This window comes from Citrobacter sp. NCU1 (assembly GCF_010231475.1).
Classification (GTDB): domain Bacteria; phylum Pseudomonadota; class Gammaproteobacteria; order Enterobacterales; family Enterobacteriaceae; genus Citrobacter_D.
Window position 1 is genome coordinate 13,729 of the sequence record NZ_NRDO01000095.1, and the last position, 17,604, is coordinate 31,332.

Consider the following 17,604-nt stretch of genomic DNA (forward strand, 5'->3'; position numbering starts at 1 on the left):
TGGAGTGATGTACTAATCATTTAAATAAACAGAAATAAAAACGCCCGCATAAGCGGGCGCGATGAGCGATGTTGTTGACGATTTACCGGATCAGGCGTCCGGTACCGAAGTCTTATTCTTCTTCGTCACGCAGTGGAACAATCAGCATGTCAACGTGAACGGTGTTGATCAACTGACGTGCGGAAGACATCAGCTTGCTCCAGAAGTCCTGGTGGTGACCGCAGACGACCAGATCCATGTCGTATTTCTTGATAGCATCAACCAGCACCTGGCCCAGATCGCCGCTACCGCTCAGCGTTTCAGTGATCGGGTAGCCCGCATTGCTGGACAGTTCGGTCAGTGCATGGTGGGTTTCTTCAGAAATGCGTTTCTGCATATCGCCGAGATTGACGTCGATAAGCCCGGTGTAAAGGTCAGAGTAGTTCACGTCTACGTGGATGATGGAGACTTTCGCGTTGTAAGGACGCGCCATAGAAACCGCTTTTTCTACCAGAACTTTGCTTTCCGGGGAAAGATCAACCGCGATAAGAATGTGTTTGTAAGCCATAGTGTTACTCCTTCCATAAAGTTGTCGATGACTAGCCAGCTAGCGTTTCTTTGCCGTCGCGTCACCCGCGTCCTGCGAACAATATGCGCGGGGCTAGCCCAGCCGTAAGATGGATTGTTTAGACTATCATTACATTATAGCGACCAGGATAATCCGTCAATCCGCCTTGGTTGCCAACCAGTTAAACAAATTTTTCTGTTAAATGCATTGATAGCGGTTAACCTTCTGGCAAAAAAATTAACTGATCTCCTACAATATTTAAAGAGCCGTTTGGATGCAGAATATCCTCATCATGGCTTGGTAGGACTTTTTCACTGAACTGTCTGGCAGGGTATCGGGGAGCGATTGCCGCGGAGAGGGGCTCCGAGGGCGGGTCGCCGGGGAGGTGGTATGATTAGCACCGTCGCATTGTTCTGGGCGTTATGTGTCGTTTGCATTGTGAATATGGCGCGTTATTTCTCGTCATTACGTGCACTGTTAGTGGTACTTCGTGGTTGCGATCCATTGCTCTACCAATATGTAGATGGAGGTGGTTTTTTTACCTCGCATGGCCAACCCAACAAGCAAATGCGTCTGGTGTGGTATATCTATGCTCAACGCTATCGGGATCATCACGATGATGAATTTATTCGCCGTTGTGAACGTGTTCGCGGCCAGTTCATCCTCACCAGCGCATTATGCGGTCTGGTGATTATCAGTATGGTAGGGTTGGTGATTTGGCATTGAGCCATTTGGACGTATCGCACAGGCAAAAAAAAGCGGGCCAGTTTCCTGGACCCGCTTTTTTTACAGACTAACCGACTTAGATCAACTTCAGGGAGAGCCAGTACAGCCCACCAGAAAGCACAATCGCCGCAGGCAGAGTAAAGACCCAGGCCATCAGAATGCTGGTGACCGTTTTACGCTGCAGACCGCCACCGTCGACGACCATCGTCCCCGCAACGGAGGAAGAGAGTACGTGGGTGGTAGAAACAGGCATACCGGTGTAACTCGCCAGACCGATAGACACCGCGGCAGTCATTTGCGCGGACATCCCTTGCGCATAAGTCATGCCTTTCTTACCGATCTTCTCGCCGATAGTGGTTGCCACGCGACGCCAGCCGATCATCGTACCAAGACCCAGCGCCAGTGCGACGGCCATGATAATCCAGACCGGTGCGTACTCAATGGTGCTCAGCATATCGGTTTTCAGTTTCTTCAACAGGCGCTTATCGTCAGCGCTTACGCCAGGCAGCTTCACCACTTTATCGGTGGTGTCAGAGATGCACAGCATAATGCGACGTAACTGACCACGTTGCTCAACGCTTAACTTGTCGTAAGTTTCCAGATTTCCCAGCATGCCCTTCGCACGATCAAGCGCATTCAGGGTGTTTGCCGGGTGGCAGTGGAACTCCGTCGGTGTCGTTGTCGCAGCGACCGGAGACGGAATCTGCTGATCGACGCCGGTCACTTTCTTCAGCAGATCAGGATGCTGCTGGAAGTAAGTTTCGACGTTGTTAATGGCGTCACGGGTACGGGTGATTTCATAGCCGGAAGCGTTCATATTGACCACGAAGCCCGCAGGCGCCACGCCAATCAGAACCAGCATCACCAGACCAATGCCTTTCTGTCCATCATTAGCGCCATGGGAGAATGCAACGCCGATGGCAGACAGAATAAGAGCGATACGCGTCCAGAATGGCGGCTTTTTCTTGCCGTCTTTCTTTTCACGTTCCGCTGGGGTCAGGTGAATACGCGCCCGTTTCTTGGTGCCGCTCCAGTAGCGACGCAGCAAAAAGATCAGACCGCCAGCAAACACCAGGCCGACAATGGGGGAAATAATCAAAGAACCGAAAATATTGATAACTTTCGGTATGTTAAGTGCATCCACCACCGATGTGCCGGTCATCAAAGCATTGGTTAAACCAATACCAATGATAGCGCCAATCAGTGTGTGAGAACTGGAGGCCGGAAGACCAAAGTACCAGGTACCCAGGTTCCAGATAATTGCCGCCAGAAGCATGGAGAACACCATGGCGAGACCATGTGAGGAACCCATGTTAAGCAGCAGATCCGTGGGCAACATATGCACAATGGCATACGCTACGCTGAGACCGCCCAGCAAAACACCAAAAAAGTTGAAGACCGCCGCCATGACAACCGCTAATTGCGAACGCATTGCGCGGGTATAGATCACGGTTGCGACTGCGTTTGCCGTATCATGGAAGCCGTTAATCGCTTCGTAGAACAGCACAAAAGCCAGAGCAAGCAATAGTAAAAGCCCGGTATGCAAATCCAGGCCAGCAAACAAATGTAGCATAGGACGTTACGCCATTTTGAGGACATGAACGCGGCGCATTATCAGGGACTTTGGCGACGCGGGCAAAGTGAAATATAGACTTTTTTTGATTTGTCTCCTGAATAGTTTCCCCCACTAAAGAATTATCTTATAGATTTCAACCAAATACTTGTTTCTCACGATCTTGTCACTGGTACGGTCACTGAGGAAACTTTACAATTCACACCCAGATTTAAGAGAGGATCGCAAAGTGGATAGGTTTGATACCGTTATTATAGGCGCTGGCGCGGCGGGTATGTTCTGCGCCGCACAGGCAGGGCAACGGGGTAACCGCGTGTTGCTCATTGATAATGGTAAAAAGCCGGGGCGCAAAATCCTCATGTCTGGCGGGGGACGCTGTAACTTTACTAATCTTTATGTAGAGCCCGCGGCGTATTTAAGTCAAAACCCTCATTTCTGTAAATCAGCGTTGGCGCGCTATACCCAGTGGGACTTTATCGATCTGGTCGGTAAACACGGAATTGCCTGGCATGAGAAAACGCTCGGCCAGCTCTTTTGCGACGATTCCGCCCAACAAATCGTCGACATGCTGGTGGCAGAATGCGAGAAAGGCGGCGTCACCCTGCGGTTGCGCAGTGAAGTGCTCAGCGTTACCCGTGGCGATGAGGGGTACACCCTTGAGCTGAACGGTATGACGGTCAGTGCGCCAAACCTGGTAATTGCCAGTGGCGGACTCTCGATGCCGGGTCTGGGGGCAACGCCGTTTGGTTATAAAATTGCCGAGCAGTTTGGCCTGAATGTGCTGCCAACGCGTGCGGGTCTCGTTCCTTTTACGTTGCATAAACCGTTGCTGGAACAACTCCAGACACTGTCAGGCGTATCCGTTTCTTCTGTGATTACAGCGCAGGACGGCACGGTATTTCGTGAAAATCTGCTCTTTACGCACCGTGGACTTTCAGGCCCGGCTGTTTTGCAAATTTCGAGTTTTTGGCAGCCTGGCGAATTTGTCAGCATTAATTTATTACCTGATATCGATCTGGACGTTTTCCTTAATGAGCAGCGTAGCGCGCACCCGAATCAGAGTCTGAAAAACACCCTTGCGATGCAGTTGCCAAAACGTCTGGTGGAATGCCTGCAAGCGTTAGGGCAAATCCCCGAGCTCTCTCTGAAGCAGCTCAACGCACGCGATCAACAACTGCTGGTGGAGACGTTAACAGAATGGCGCGTGCAGCCTAACGGCACTGAAGGATATCGTACGGCGGAAGTCACGCTGGGCGGCGTGGATACCAATGAGCTTTCCTCCCGCACGATGGAGGCGCGTAAGGTGCCAGGCCTCTACTTTATTGGGGAGGTGATGGACGTGACCGGCTGGCTGGGCGGGTATAATTTCCAGTGGGCGTGGTCAAGTGCCTGGGCCTGTGCGCAGGATTTGGCACCTGGTGAATGACAATAAAGTTGTATGCCAGACGCTAAAGTTGTATACATAATTTACAAATTGACAATAAAGTTGTATATTTAATTAGGGTGTCCTTCTTTATTCTTTATTGCCGGATCAAGGTTATATATCATGTATTTCCTGAGTTGCCATCATGGGTAGGGGGCGGCGTTTTACTTCCTACCGGGACTACGAAAAAGCCTTGAGTAAGGGGGTTGGTATCGGGCATGCTGAAAATTATCAACCCTGGTTTCGTGCACAGGATGTTAAATCAAATGGTAACCGCTCGGTTATTTTCGGCTTGACGACCCGCCGTAAACATCATTTTCTTTCTTCTATTGAAAGCGACTTTTTTTATCTGGCGGAATTCAACGACTCAGTCGTTGATATTCGTGAGCAATTTCCGCTGTTCCCTCTTAGCCTCACCCGGCAAATTGCAGAATACATTGGCGTACAACACCCTCTAGTCAAAGGCATTCCGGGCAAAGATTCATCAGTTTTACATGTCATGACTACCGATTTTGTTTTAACAATGAAGAAGGCGGATGGTAGTTTTCGCTATAAGGCCGTGGCAGTAAAACCAGATAAATTGATCACAGCTCGTGAGGCTGAAAAACTTGAGATTGAACGCCTGTTCTGGACGTTACTTGGTGTCGATTTCCAGATTTACGTTGGCTCAAAACAGAACAAAATTCAGAGTAACAACATCTGTTGGGCGACATCAGCAATCAGGATGGACCCTGATTACTATGAGTCTTTGCCTTATGATCATGTTTTAAGTGTGCTGCGCCCAGGCGACTACCCTGTTGATGAAATTCTGGACTTGCTTGCTGAAGTACTTCGTATCGAGAGAGATGAAGCGATGATTATGTTACAGGTCATCATAGCGAAAAAACTCATTAGGGTAGATTTGACTTACCCAATTATTGAAGTTGGTTTACTTAGAGTATTGAGCAATGCATATGACGTGAGGGCATCAGCAAATGAACATTGTTAGAAATACTGTATGGCGTATAGATAATTTCGAAGATATGACCGAGGGTTTATATCGGGTGCTGGAGTTTAACGTTGATCTGGATGTAGTTATTCTTTTTGAACTACAGAATAAAAGAATGAGTAAACCATTTGTTTTTTCTTTCAAAAAATTTTCGTTAATGGTGAAAGCCAGAGAGGTTATCAGCGCAGAATACGCAAACCCACCTTATATGTTCATTGATGAAAGTAAAATAAATGAAAGTTCAAGGGCGAAAAGAGATGAAAACTTCCAGTTGATTTATCCTCTGATAAGTAATTCTCAATTTCTCATTGAGTACGCCATGTTTCCTCGTTCAACTACAGTAAAAAAATATGCGAAGGAAAACAATACTGACCATCAAAAAATCAGGATGCTTTTAACGAAGTACTGGCGGTATGGCCAGGATCTATATGCGTTACTTCCTGCATATCCCAATAGTGGAGGAGCAGGAAAACAAAGAAAATCTGGGGGCATATCTTTAGGGAAAACAAAAGTAAACAGAGTATTACCGATGGAAAGAAATCAGCCTTTTATTCTCAGTGATACTGATAAAACCAATATGGTCAAATCGATCAAAAAACATCATCTCAAGGTTGGGGGACTCTCACTGGAGAAGACTTATGGAAAGTACATTAAACGCTATTTTCGACATGAGCTTGAGCGTGCTGATAAAGCGGGTATCCCTCCTTATATTCCTTCGAAGCGACAGTTTCGCTACTGGAAATTGAAGCTTATTTCCAGAAACGATGATATTACGTCGAAGTCGACGAAAACACAGTATCTACTGACTCAGAGAGCCCTCCTTGGAAGTGCTGCAAATAAAGAAACTTTACCGGGGGACGTTTTTGAAATTGATGCGACAGTTGCAGATGTACACCTCATATCGAGTTTAAATATGAGTAAAGTCATTGGGCGTCCGACCATTTATACGGTCATGGATCGGGCAACGAGAATGATTGTGGGTATGCATATCTCGCTTTACCACGCTTCCTGGCGGGCGGCCAGGCAAGCACTGGCCAATTGCTTTATGCCGAAGAAGGAATACTGTCGTCAGTTCGGTGTTAAAATTACGGAAAGAGAGTGGCCTTGTTCGCACATCCCACTTAAGCTGATGTGTGACAATGGGGAAATGATAGGCTTGAAGCCTCAGGACGTTGTCACGCCAATGACAGCTTTGGAATTTGCACCCAGCAACAGAGGAGACAGGAAAAGTATTGTTGAGAGTCGTTTTCACATTTTAAATCAGGAAGCGATTCACCCTTTGCTGGGAACAACACGTGGAGGGAAAATAGTGAGAGGAGAACCTAATCCCACCTCGAGAGCCTGTCTGACGCTAACAGAAGTCACCAAAACGTTGATCCTGGCAGTACTGGAACATAATCAGAGCATTTTTGAAGAGGTAGCATATATCAATCCACTTTTGATTGCGCATGATTTGAAAATGTCGCCGCTGAATAGCTGGAATATCAGTCTGAAATTTGGCCGTTTCAGTGCTCGCAAGAGCACTGAAGATGAAGTGATTTCGCGTTTATTACCACCTGAAAATGTCAGCATTACGCCACGTGGTATCCAGTACAATAACCTTTACTATGACTGCGATGAGGGACTGGCTTCTTCGGCTCGGGTTTTTGGGCACATTCCCTGTGAGGTTCGAATTGATGAAAACTGTGCTGATTATATCTATGTGCGTTTAGATAAGAACAGTGTGTTCACGAAACATTTTTTACTCGAAAAGCGCAATATTTTCTATGGACGGCCCCACATGGAGGCTGATGTGCTTGCCGACTGGATCGATTTACAAAAAGAATTGTCTCCGGTGACAATGAACTCCTTTGTTGTTGATGAACATTTAGAAGCATTAAATAAGAAGGGGCGTCTGCGTCTTGATGAATTAAAACCTCATAACAATAAAAGAACTAAAGGTATCAGGCAGAACAGAAAAGAGGAGATTGATGCGCTAAATGGTACCGCGGAGCAGGAAAAGAAAAAAGAATTTACGCTGCCTCCGGTAGAAAATGTTGTGCTTTTACCCGGACGAGAAGCAAAAGAAAAATGGCTGGCAACTAAGAAAAATACTTACGATCCGGAAGGATAAGCACAATGAAAAGCGTTATTGCCCATTACAGCGAAGCTGTCCTGCCTGAGCAACGTGGAAACCCGTTGATTGAAGCATTACCCGTACTACTGTCAGATCACGACGTGTTGCTGGCATTAAGTCATTTTCCTGAACTTGATGAGCACATACGGTGGGATGCCCCTGCCGTCGTCAGAGAACAATACGTTGATCGAATTAAACAATTTCGCTGTCCTCAGGAAAATTATATAGAATGCTATAAATATATTTCCAGGGCATTGAGAGACGGTTATTCTTCCCGTAATCCATTGAAAAGCAGTACTGTGCAATATCTGCATTATTACACGAACGAACGCCCGGATATTGAGCCGGTAGACGGTTATTTTCAGTCGTGTGCGGATACAGTTACTATTGTCGGGGTGAGTGGCTCTGGCAAAACTACTATGTTAGAGCAGGTTTTAGGTTATTTCCCGCAGGTTATTGAGCATGTTAATTACAAGGGGGCATTCCCTGGATTCAATAAGCAGGTCGTCTGGCTAAAAGTAAATTGCCCTTATAATGCCAGTGTTCGGGACTTGTGTGAGGCTATTCTAGGTGCTCTGGATAACGTGTTAGATTCCGGCGTCACTATTCCTGCAAGCAGAAATGGTTCGCTTGCACGGCAAATAGCACAGAAAATAAAATCTTCTTTCCTGGGTGTGCTCGTCATTGATGAGATGCAGAGGTTGAAATTTTCCCGGACAGGTGGTGAAAATACGTTAATTGATTTTCTTCATGAAATTGTTGATTCGCTGGGCGTGCCGCTGGTATTTTGCGGTAATCATCCATTTGATGAAACATTGACCAGAAAGCTACGTATAGCCAGACGCGCAGAGTCTGGTGGGTATATGAAAATTTCGTCGCCTGAGTATAATTCTTCCGACTGGCAGACATTTATCAATTATTTGTGGCCGCTGCAATGGACTAATGTTGAATCGCCTTTAACATCAGAACTCAATGAGAAACTGTTTATACTATCAAAAGGTAACATTGGTCTCGCTCAGGCTATATATAAAAGAGCACAAATGAAAGTGATTGGCAGCGGTAATGAAACGATAAATTGTGCTGTGCTTGCATCCTCAACCCCCCCATTATCCAGTAATTCCGAGGAATTTATTAATGAGTTAATACCAGGTACTCAGGGGAGAAAAAAATTACTAATATCAGATACACCAATGGTCGGTGAGCATCAATATCCATTTGAGCAAAAAATGTCTGTATCAGGGGGAAGAACTGTAGAAAAAAACTCCGTTATTCCTGGTGACTTTAACCGCCCACAACATGCTGAATTTTCGAAGGTCATTACAGGTGTCTTGAATAATTTAAATCACAGTCTTGTTCATATTGAACACTCTGGAGTGATTCGCTCTCTTGCTCAGGAGAGCTGTACTTATAGTCAGTTGAAAAGATATGGCCTGCTTTGTACCGATCCACTGAATGAATAATCTCCTATACTTTGCTTAGCATGAAGTACGGGACAGGTGTCGAAATGTTCATCATGACAGCGCTTCCTGAAGAAACACTCTATAGCCGGATTTGCCGGACATTAACCGTTTACGGTATGAGTCCAGCATCGTTATTAACTCTGATTTTTAACAGACCTGACGTCAGCATTCATCCCACACTTAATGCCGAACTGAACAAGATTGCTCATAATACCGTCGAATCAGGATCTGAACTTTGGGTTAAACAAACGCTTCTTCCGCTGTTTGCATGGGCATTACCTGGTTATCGTGCAGAACTGATGAATCTCGATACACCCTCGACAAAATTACTGAGAACGTGTCAGTTATCGAGCTTTGCTGAAAGACAAATGATGCTGCTTAAATTTTGTCCTGCTTGTGTTCGAGAAGATATCGCAAAATTTGGTGTATCTTACTGGCACCGGCAGCATCAAGTTTATGGTGTTTCATCATGCCATCGTCATCCGGTAAAACTTGAATACTGCAATGTCCCAGGGCAAACGCATATTAGATCTGGCTTATATCCACCCACAGGTTGTATTGCTCTACCTGCCAGCCCCACTGATGTTGAATTTGCAAGATTTGCGGATGAGATTATGAGAAATATTAGCAGGGGAAATATTAGCAGGGGAAATATTAGTCACCCTGAATACAGAACGGTTCTCACAGAAATGGGATTTAATTCCGTGAACGGGAATTTGAGAAAAAACATCCTTCTTCCAGAGCTCTACAAAATTGTCAGCAGGCTTGAAAATATCGATGGCGTGTTCCTTCCATCCTCTGTAACGGATTACCACTACTGGGGCACATTATTACATGATTCAGGGGCGCAGCATCCATCAAAACATCTTCTACTCTGTTACTGCCTTACTGTATTATCTGCATGGAATTATAAAGCCAGTCAGAAAAACAAAAAAACAACAGAAAATGGTGAGTTATTACTTTGTATTGACAGACTTTACAATGAGGGGCGTTCTTTTAGTGAAATAAGTCGACTGACGGGGAAGAGTCGGTGTTTTATTAAATCAGAGATTTATAAACGTCATGGTTTGGATGTTAAACGCAATAAGGTTATTAATCAAAACGTGATAAAAACTGTGCATGCTCTGGCTCAAAAGGGGTTTAGCAGAGCTGCAATAGGTCGTCATACGCAGGTATCTATCGGCAGCATAGAAATGATTATTTCTGTTACCCCCGGTCTGGTTGCCTGGCGGAAAAAATGTAAGAGCCAGTCTTTAAGACGACGCTACAAGTGCCAGATTTTAAGATATCTTTCTCAGAATCCAGATGTGCTCAGGCGTGATGTGAAAAAACATTGTATGGCTGCTTTTTACTGGTTGTATAATCATGAAAAAAGCTGGCTTGAAGAACATCTTCCTATAAAAGAAAAACCAGCACAGGTGCAAAAGGTTGACTGGCAGGAACGAGACAAACAGGTAGCACTAATACTACAGGAGGCTTTGTCACGCAGGTATTTATTGCAATCGCTAAGCGCGATTGATCAGCTAATCGGGGGGCATGGATGGTTGATAAAGAACAAAGATAAATTTCCAATAACTCTGGCATGGGTTAATTCTTTACAGAAAAAATGATGTTTTTTATATTTTATGGCCATATGAATAAAGGATGTCAACCAGTGATTTTCGAAGATGAACTTTTGCATAGTTTTCTTTTTAGGACTCAAAAGGTTTTTGGCTTTTCTGATTTCAGGAATGTTATTTCTAATGCAGGGTTGCTGAGGTTTGATATTTTCCCTCTGGCCGAAATGCTTGAACTCTATCGATGCTTTGATCAGCAATCATTGTATGATGTCATATCACGAACAGGTACGTATCTAGTTAATCGGTGCAGCTTTGATACGCCGAAGGATACGGTGTCAAAATTCTTTGTTATGCATAAGCAAACTCCTGAGTATAAAAGAAATCAACTCAGGAACTTGAAAAGAAAATATAATTTCCCCAGTGTTAATTTTTGTGTTTCATGTCTTGCAGAAGATGTCAGAGAGAAGGGAGTTGGGTACATAAGATATAGCTGGATTCGTCAGTTTTTTTGCCCCCGACATAAAATCTGTTTGCATAATAAAATTTTTAGTAATTATAGTGATACTGTTGTTTTTTTTAATGATATTACTTCAGGGAAGATCCCATCTTATACGTTTCAAAATCCAACTGATCATTTAAATTGCGCTGCTGATGTATTGAGTCATACTCCTGTTTTTTTAATGCCTTGTGTGTTCTCAAAACTTAAACCATGGGTTGAAAAAAACAAAAAAGAAATAGCAGAAAAAGCATATCGCTCTTTTGGGTTCAAATCTGCCTATGTATTTTTACCTGGTATTCAATATATTGTGGGTAATGAACTTCTTTTGAATAATTTATACACCACACTAATTAATGAAAACATAGCAGGATTTTATTTATTCTTAAAAGAAAACTTTGAAACAACATCTATGGAATTTCAGGATAAAACACATGGTTTTTTTGATGCTTGCGTGATGAAGACAATAAAACACTCCTGTCAGGTGTGCGAGCACACAAAAAAATATGACTGTACGAATCGATATATTATGTAGTTCTCTGAAGCACTAAACAGTATTCATCTAAAAATAAACGACCGGTCGAACTGTAAATAGACCCGTTTTAGCGACCCTGGCCCAAAATCCTGCGCCATTCAGAAACAGAATTCCGGCATGATGAACACTCCCTGAACGGAGGTGGTGCCGGGCCATTCACCACTCAGGTTTTAAATTCGTTAAACGCTTGCGTCCTTCTACATTTTGTAACGGGGCTTCAAGCTGTTTAAGGAACTCCAGGTAACGGGCATCATCAAGGAGGATGATGCCTTGACTAAGAATAATATTCTGCGCCTCATGCACAGCAGTATCAATAATGAAAGCGTTTCGACTTTTGTTCACCAGACTGGCGGCAGTGTCGATAACTATGAGTTCATCTTCGGCTACACGTATGCGGATCCTTTTATCGCGTGTGAGTTTGCAAACCTTATTCTTCATAGCGCCCTCCAGACAGCAACAAATTGCTATATCTCAGTAACAGACAGGATAACTGAATACCGACAGTCTACATCAGTGTGTCGCTGGTAAGGAAATGGGAGGCACCCGCTTGTGCCTCCTCGTCGCAAGCCTTGATGGAATAGCATGTCCACAAAAAGTTTTGGTTCTGAAATGGAATCACTTCCGCTGCAATGAGCTATGTTGTCGATATCACCGTAGGAAGTGGACTGACCCCACCCCGGTAGACGATCGATCCTGCCCTATAGTTTGAGCATAGCAACTGTCTTCGAGCCCGATTACGAAGCATGTTGGTGATACAACGGATCCCATGCTTCATTATTTTTCAGCATTGCGTTCAGGATGGTCAGTAGTTTTCTGATGCAGGCGGTCAGTGCAACCTTTTTGGGTTTCCCAGCGGCAACGAGGCGTGTATAGAACTCTTTAATTACTGGGTTGTGCCTCGTCCCGACCAGGGCTGACATATAGAGAGCTGTTCGGACGGAGGCTCGCCCTCCGAATACCGTTCGGCGACCGCGCATCGTGCCGGAATCCCTGTTTATTGGAGCAACCCCAATAAGCGCACTAATTTCACGTCGTGACAACGTTCCAAGTTCCGGAACCTCGGCCAGCAGCACGGCAACAGCCGCTGCACCAACACCTTTAACGGCGCTCAATAATGCAGATAATTCACTGAAATTTTTCGAAATATAGGCTGACATTTCAGCTTCTACACGAACCATTTCACTTTTCAATACCGAAATTATAAATCTGATACTTTCATGATTCTGAGGATGCGATGGATGCAACCTGTTCCGCTCAGCTGTAAGCATGATCGTTAATTGTCGGCGTCTGACCACCATTGCTGCCAGCAACTGCCTGTGAACATCAGGTAGCCTGGGCGCTTACGACGCGGCAACAGACGTTCGCGTCGTAAGTCTCTACAACAATAAATTCTTTAAACAATCACTTATCTGGTTTTGCGAATACTGATCATTGATGATACAAACGGCCGACCGGCCTGTTGAAGAACCTGTATATCGGAATGGCTCATCTGAAGCCGTATAATTTTTCTGAGGTTCATCAGGCGCGGAACTCATTGTGGCGCGATTCAGACGCCGGACAGATTTAAGTAAGCCAATGATATCGTCGAAAATCAGTGTTGCAAAAACGGGAGTGACCATAGATTCGATATCCAAACTGACCCCTTGATGAAAGACGTGCGTGAGGTTCTTGTTCGTTAAGCGGATACGTATATCCTGTACAAGGTTTGTCGCATTAAGGAGTCGTCAAGTAACATACTGTTTTATTTGTGATGTTACCTGACCATGCCGTTGTTCCAAAAAGCCTTCAAACGCCTGCGTTATCCCGTCTATGTTATTGCGCAGTGTGTTCGCGGGTATCTTGCCTGCGCAACCGGCAGCTTCATCATCCGCAGGGGGACGGGTTGTCGCCGGCAGAACAATTTTATCTGCTGGCTGCCTGAAAACAGGTTCCCGATTTTATTGTCTTCTCTCCCTTAATGCGACAGAGTCTAAATGTTAAAGGTAGTCATTAATAAAATGACAGTACCGCTGATCATTACATTCAGTGATATCAAGTAGTGTCGCCCATGACCCAAACCACAAAACATTGCAAATGATCCGCCCATCAACAATATCCCTGCCAGCACGTATAACGCATTTCCGGTATGACTCCATCCCCGCAAGCATAGCAACCCCGGCAATAGCATCGACCAGCCCGTTCTGCGCCAAGACAAGTGAGTGCGCTCTGGCTGTAAGCCAGGATCTCTTTTCATTATGGTTTCCCTTGCCAGAGCAGTATTCCCAGCAATATTGCGAGAATAATCATAAGTGTCGCCAAAATTACCAACGCACGGGTATAAGGTAAATTGCTTTCAATACGCATGGCATATTCATTCCGACGCCAGCGTTGCCAGGCCATATACCCCATGGTGGATGCGGCTAGCAGAAGCATGGTTGAGATGCCAATACGCAGGTCTGCTGAAGACTGTTGGGGAGAAAACTGCTCAATCCCGACAGCACCGGCCATCAGTGCCAGCGCAGTGCGTATCCAGGCGAGAAACGTTCGTTCGTTGGCGAGCGTAAAACGGTAATCGGGTGTTTTGCCAGCCAACCACCATTTTCCCTGTGGACCTAGGTGTGAATTATCCTGTTGACTCACGTTTGATCCTTTCTTTTATCAGCAATTCTTTAATCGACAGTCCGTTTGATGAGCAGTCACGCAGGTTGTGGCGTGTGACTTCCGTGCACAAAAACTCAATCATGAACAGTTGTGAAATGCGGGTGGCAATAGAGTCACCTTGATACGGCCCTGCACTGCCGCAAGTCGGCAGCCAAGCGTCTGCCAGCTCTGTCAGTGGTGACTGTGGACTGTGGGTAATAGCCAGACACTGTGCACCCACTTTTTTGGCCAGCCGGAAGGCATTAACCACTTCCGGTGTTTCCCCGAAGTGAGAAAATGCAACCACCAGGTCTTCAGGCTTCAGGTTGGCGAGTTTCAACGTCATGGTGAAGCGATCGGTATATGCTTCCGAATCAATGCCTAGGCGGTTCATTTTGTCGCGCGCTTCCATCGCCGACAGACCAGAGGCACCGAACCCCACGAACAGAACGCGGTTTGCAGCAAGAAATCGCTCCACCACAGGGTTAACCACTTTCATATCCAGCAGGTCTATGGTTTCCTTCATGGTGGTTTCCACCGTCATGGCAATCTTCTGAGCCACATCGTTGCGGGTATCGTCCAGGAATATATCCGGGGATGACGGCAACAGTTGTTCGCGTTCGTCCAACAACTCACGTTTGAGGGCTGCTTTTAGTTCCAGTAATCCGGTATAACCGATTTTTTTGCAAAAGCGCACGATAGTTGCTTCGCTAACCGACATGGCTTCGGCCAGCTTGCATACCGGCATCTGCGCCACTGTCGCGGGCTGCTCTAGAATAAACCGGGCAATATGCTGGTCAGTTTCACTGAGGCCACCCAGTACATTACTGATATAAACCCGCACATTTTCGCGATTAATACTCATCGCTTCACCTGACCTTATTGCATGAAAAATAAAGGGCATTATTTCAATCCTCAGCTCATACGTCCACCGTAAAACGCAGTCTCACCGTGAACGTCTGACTCTGACCTGGAGCAAGCCGCCGTATTCCACGTTTATTCTCTGTCTCACCATCAAAATCCGGAGCATCGGTCGTCCCGGCGAGCGGCTCAATACAGAGAATATCAGCACCAGGGACGCCCCAGAGTGCCAGCCAGTCATGTTCAGCCGTTTCAAGCGTCATGATGGTTTTTCCATCGGGTGAACAGACCCTGACCTGTCGTTGCTGACAGTCACCGAAATAAACGGCACCAGATCGAAATGATGACTCTGTCAGTGGAAAGGTCGTGGTTGTCTGTGTCTTACCGTCAGTAACCAGCATTCTGTTACGGGTCGGAAATGGCCCTCTGACCTCCTTCTCACCAAACTGAACATGCCAGCCTGATTCGCTGGCGACAGACAGTGCAAACCCAGGATGCCAGCCAATGGAGTACCAGAATGAGCGACTGTCATCATTAAAGACATGCTGTGACACACTGAGCCCGTCCGAATGCAACGTGAGCTGAAACTGAACCCGCCAGCACCATGGCCACGCACTGGTGGTTTCAGGTGTAGCCCGCGCCTCCAGCAGCAGATGGTTCATGCCTTGCTCAATGCAGGTAAACAGCTGACGTCGCAGAAAACCGTGTGCCGGTAACAACAGGAACTGCCCGTCCACCCGAATACCCTCATGGACAAGGGCACCGACGACAGGAAACAACTGTGTGGCCGAGTTATTCCAGACGTCTGGCTGCGGTTGCCATAACCATTCACGACCAGTGAGTTTATCCTGGATTCGGGATAACTCGCCGCCAGTAGTGTTCACTGCCACCTGATAGCGGTCATTCTCAAGCTGCCAGACGTTCATGGTTATTCTGTCCTCAGCAACAACCGAGTCTGATAAACTAGAGCCTTGTGCAGATCCCCTGTAAAGCCGGAATCAATCAGCGTGAAAATGTCCATTTCAGCCAGCAAATGTTCAGCAGGGAAGTGCTTCATTATCTCTTCCTGGGACAACCCCTGCTCTTTTGCGACACTAAGGACAAAACGCAATGCCTCTTCCACACCATGATGCTCATACTGATACACTTTCCCCTTCCACCGGGTCTCTCTGGTCCGGAGTTCGACAAAGGTCTGCTCACGCTCAGGCGTCAACCTGTCCAGTTCAAAGCGGGAGTAAAGTTCATGTGGTGAATCATGTAGCTGCATCAATCCTTTCATCGCACGGGCATAATGAAACGTACGTTCACTGTCGTGCAGGGGACACATCTGCTGTGGGTCAGATTTGAGATCGAATAGTTTATCCCCAAAACGCCACGGATTCAGGTAACTGTAGGTCGCTGGTATTTGCATGACCTGCGCCCCCTGGGTGAAATCAAAGCCGGGATGAATGTTAATGTTCTGGAGTTCGCTCACTTTGAACATACTGTCGATACGGGTTGGCATCAGGGTGTATTCGTATAAATTTCCCTTTACTTCCTCCCGCGGACAACGCATGTAAACGTAGTCACCATCGGTAATATTGATGTGGCCACCGAAGTAACCAAACATCGCATAATCCCTTATCGGGGTGTCATTTTCCACCGCAGGAAGCAGAGGTTTACCGGTCATTGATGGCGGACGTGGAACATCGAAATACTCCAGCAGGGTGGCCGGAATATCAACGGTCTGCGCCAGCGCGCTTCGGCGAACCCCTTCTGCTTGGCAGCGCGGATCGCGAATAAAGAACGGTGTGTTGGCGATTTCGTTGTACACCGGCATTATGTTCTTGCCCCACCACTGATGCTCTCCGAGCAGAAAACCGTGATCGGTGCAGACGATGAACAGCGTGTCCTCCCACAGATTCAGGGCTTTCAGTTTATCCATCACCTGCCCGAGATAGTCATCACACATGGTGATGAGTGCCTGGTAGAACTTCCTGACTTTATCATCATCTTTGCCGCCTGGCGCACCGCAGTAATAAGGCACCCAGCCGTCAAATTCATCAGGGGTACAGCCATACTGTACGAGGTATTTTTCCGGGACAAAGAAGGGTTCATGGGGATCGAAACATTCAATCTGCAGGAACCAGTTGTCCTGATGCTGGTTGGTTTCCAGGAACTCTATACCAGCACTGATGGTACGGTGAGTAAAATGTTCTTCCTGGGTTGGCATGGCCGCACGGTTGATAAGATCCTGGGTCATACGTCCACTGCGACGGCGCAGCGTCTCTTTATCTTCCATGCCCTGCCAGTTGATGGCTGGTTTCTCGACCTGACCTTTCCAGCAGTCTCCTTCCTGACCCCGGATAAACTCAAAAGTGGAGTAACGGGTATGGTAGGTCGCCCCACCATCACGCCAATAGTGTTTATGGTCGGTTACCATATGGGTATGGACACCAGCCTGCTTCAGTGCCTGGAACGTTGAGAAATCGAACGGCTCCAGCGGCCCCCAACTACGGTGTAAAAAGTTATAACGCCCGGTATGCATTTCGCGTCGTGCCGGCATACAGGGCATGCTGCCCACATAGAAGTTATCAAACTGAACAGACTCGCGGGCCAGCCGAGTAAAGTTGGGAGTGATGGCATCGCCCCCATAAGGGGCGAGATGGTTACGTGTCAGCGTATCAAACATCAGCATTACAGCTTTCATAAGACTTCTCTT

At 46.5% G+C, this 17,604-nt stretch carries 15 protein-coding genes and 2 pseudogenes; 8 read left to right on the forward strand and 9 right to left on the reverse strand.

Annotation, left to right across the window (positions count from 1 at the left end):
- Window positions 1-112: 112 nt before the first annotated feature.
- On the reverse strand, window positions 113-547 hold the full coding sequence (gene uspA / locus CJP72_RS23580; RefSeq protein WP_162383685.1) for a universal stress protein UspA: 435 nt from the start codon (window positions 545-547) through the stop codon (window positions 113-115).
- A 390-nt stretch (window positions 548-937) separates the two neighbouring features.
- Here uspA and uspB point away from each other — a divergent pair, with 390 nt between their 5' ends.
- The gene (uspB, locus tag CJP72_RS23585) at window positions 938-1,273 is read left to right on the forward strand and encodes a universal stress protein UspB (protein ID WP_162383686.1); all 336 of its coding nucleotides are present in this window, start codon (window positions 938-940) and stop codon (window positions 1,271-1,273) included.
- A gap of 76 nt (window positions 1,274-1,349) precedes the next feature.
- On the opposite strand, the gene pitA is transcribed toward uspB, so the two are convergent.
- Window positions 1,350-2,846 carry an inorganic phosphate transporter PitA gene (gene pitA / locus CJP72_RS23590; RefSeq protein ID WP_162383687.1) on the reverse strand — a complete coding sequence of 499 codons (1,497 nt, stop codon included), beginning with the start codon at window positions 2,844-2,846 and terminating at the stop codon, window positions 1,350-1,352.
- Window positions 2,847-3,075: 229 nt separating this feature from the next.
- Between pitA and CJP72_RS23595 the strand changes: the two genes are divergently transcribed.
- From CJP72_RS23595 to CJP72_RS23620, 6 genes are all read left to right on the forward strand, one after another.
- Entirely contained in the window at window positions 3,076-4,272 is a 1,197-nt protein-coding gene (locus CJP72_RS23595) for an aminoacetone oxidase family FAD-binding enzyme (protein ID WP_162383688.1), read from the forward strand.
- Between the two features lie 142 nt (window positions 4,273-4,414).
- Window positions 4,415-5,257 carry a TnsA endonuclease N-terminal domain-containing protein gene (locus CJP72_RS23600; protein ID WP_162383689.1) on the forward strand — a complete coding sequence of 281 codons (843 nt, stop codon included), beginning with the start codon at window positions 4,415-4,417 and terminating at the stop codon, window positions 5,255-5,257.
- Entirely contained in the window at window positions 5,244-7,370 is a 2,127-nt protein-coding gene (locus CJP72_RS23605; protein ID WP_162383690.1) for a transposase, read from the forward strand. Before CJP72_RS23600 ends, CJP72_RS23605 begins: the two co-directional genes overlap by 14 nt.
- Window positions 7,367-8,833, forward strand: a complete 1,467-nt coding sequence (locus CJP72_RS23610) for an AAA family ATPase (protein ID WP_162383714.1) — start codon at window positions 7,367-7,369, stop codon at window positions 8,831-8,833. Before CJP72_RS23605 ends, CJP72_RS23610 begins: the two co-directional genes overlap by 4 nt.
- Window positions 8,834-8,877: 44 nt before the next feature.
- Window positions 8,878-10,443, forward strand: a complete 1,566-nt coding sequence (locus tag CJP72_RS23615) for a TnsD family Tn7-like transposition protein (RefSeq protein WP_162383691.1) — start codon at window positions 8,878-8,880, stop codon at window positions 10,441-10,443.
- A gap of 44 nt (window positions 10,444-10,487) precedes the next feature.
- The gene (locus tag CJP72_RS23620) at window positions 10,488-11,423 is read left to right on the forward strand and encodes a TniQ family protein (protein WP_162383692.1); all 936 of its coding nucleotides are present in this window, start codon (window positions 10,488-10,490) and stop codon (window positions 11,421-11,423) included.
- Window positions 11,424-11,579: 156 nt separating this feature from the next.
- Here CJP72_RS23620 and CJP72_RS23625 read toward each other — a convergent pair whose 3' ends face one another.
- Together CJP72_RS23625 and CJP72_RS23630 are read right to left on the reverse strand one after the other, a co-directional pair.
- Window positions 11,580-11,861: a type II toxin-antitoxin system TacA family antitoxin gene (locus tag CJP72_RS23625; RefSeq protein ID WP_162383693.1), complete on the reverse strand. Its 282-nt coding sequence runs from the start codon at window positions 11,859-11,861 to the stop codon at window positions 11,580-11,582.
- Window positions 11,862-12,157: 296 nt separating this feature from the next.
- Window positions 12,158-12,754: pseudogene (locus CJP72_RS23630) on the reverse strand (transposase); the annotation flags it as partial.
- A gap of 432 nt (window positions 12,755-13,186) precedes the next feature.
- On the opposite strand from CJP72_RS23630, the pseudogene CJP72_RS23635 reads away from it, so the two are divergent.
- Window positions 13,187-13,273: pseudogene (locus CJP72_RS23635) on the forward strand (IS6 family transposase); the annotation flags it as partial.
- 119 nt (window positions 13,274-13,392) lie between these two features.
- On the opposite strand, the gene CJP72_RS26420 reads toward CJP72_RS23635, so the two are convergent.
- From CJP72_RS26420 to CJP72_RS23660, 5 genes are read right to left on the reverse strand one after another with little or no spacing between them, the layout of a single operon-like run.
- Window positions 13,393-13,656, reverse strand: coding sequence for a DUF202 domain-containing protein (locus CJP72_RS26420; protein WP_162383694.1), 264 nt, complete (start codon window positions 13,654-13,656; stop codon window positions 13,393-13,395).
- Window positions 13,656-14,042 carry a DUF202 domain-containing protein gene (locus CJP72_RS23645; protein WP_162383695.1) on the reverse strand — a complete coding sequence of 129 codons (387 nt, stop codon included), beginning with the start codon at window positions 14,040-14,042 and terminating at the stop codon, window positions 13,656-13,658. The genes CJP72_RS26420 and CJP72_RS23645 overlap by 1 nt, the downstream gene beginning before the upstream one ends.
- Window positions 14,026-14,907, reverse strand: a complete 882-nt coding sequence (locus CJP72_RS23650) for a MurR/RpiR family transcriptional regulator (RefSeq protein WP_162383696.1) — start codon at window positions 14,905-14,907, stop codon at window positions 14,026-14,028. Before CJP72_RS23650 ends, CJP72_RS23645 begins: the two co-directional genes overlap by 17 nt.
- 55 nt (window positions 14,908-14,962) lie before the next feature.
- Entirely contained in the window at window positions 14,963-15,829 is an 867-nt protein-coding gene (locus tag CJP72_RS23655; protein ID WP_162383697.1) for an aldose epimerase family protein, read from the reverse strand.
- Window positions 15,830-15,831: 2 nt separating this feature from the next.
- Window positions 15,832-17,592 (reverse strand): sulfatase, encoded by a 1,761-nt coding sequence (locus CJP72_RS23660; RefSeq protein ID WP_162383698.1) that lies wholly within the window; start codon window positions 17,590-17,592, stop codon window positions 15,832-15,834.
- Between the last annotated feature and the right edge of the window lie 12 nt (window positions 17,593-17,604).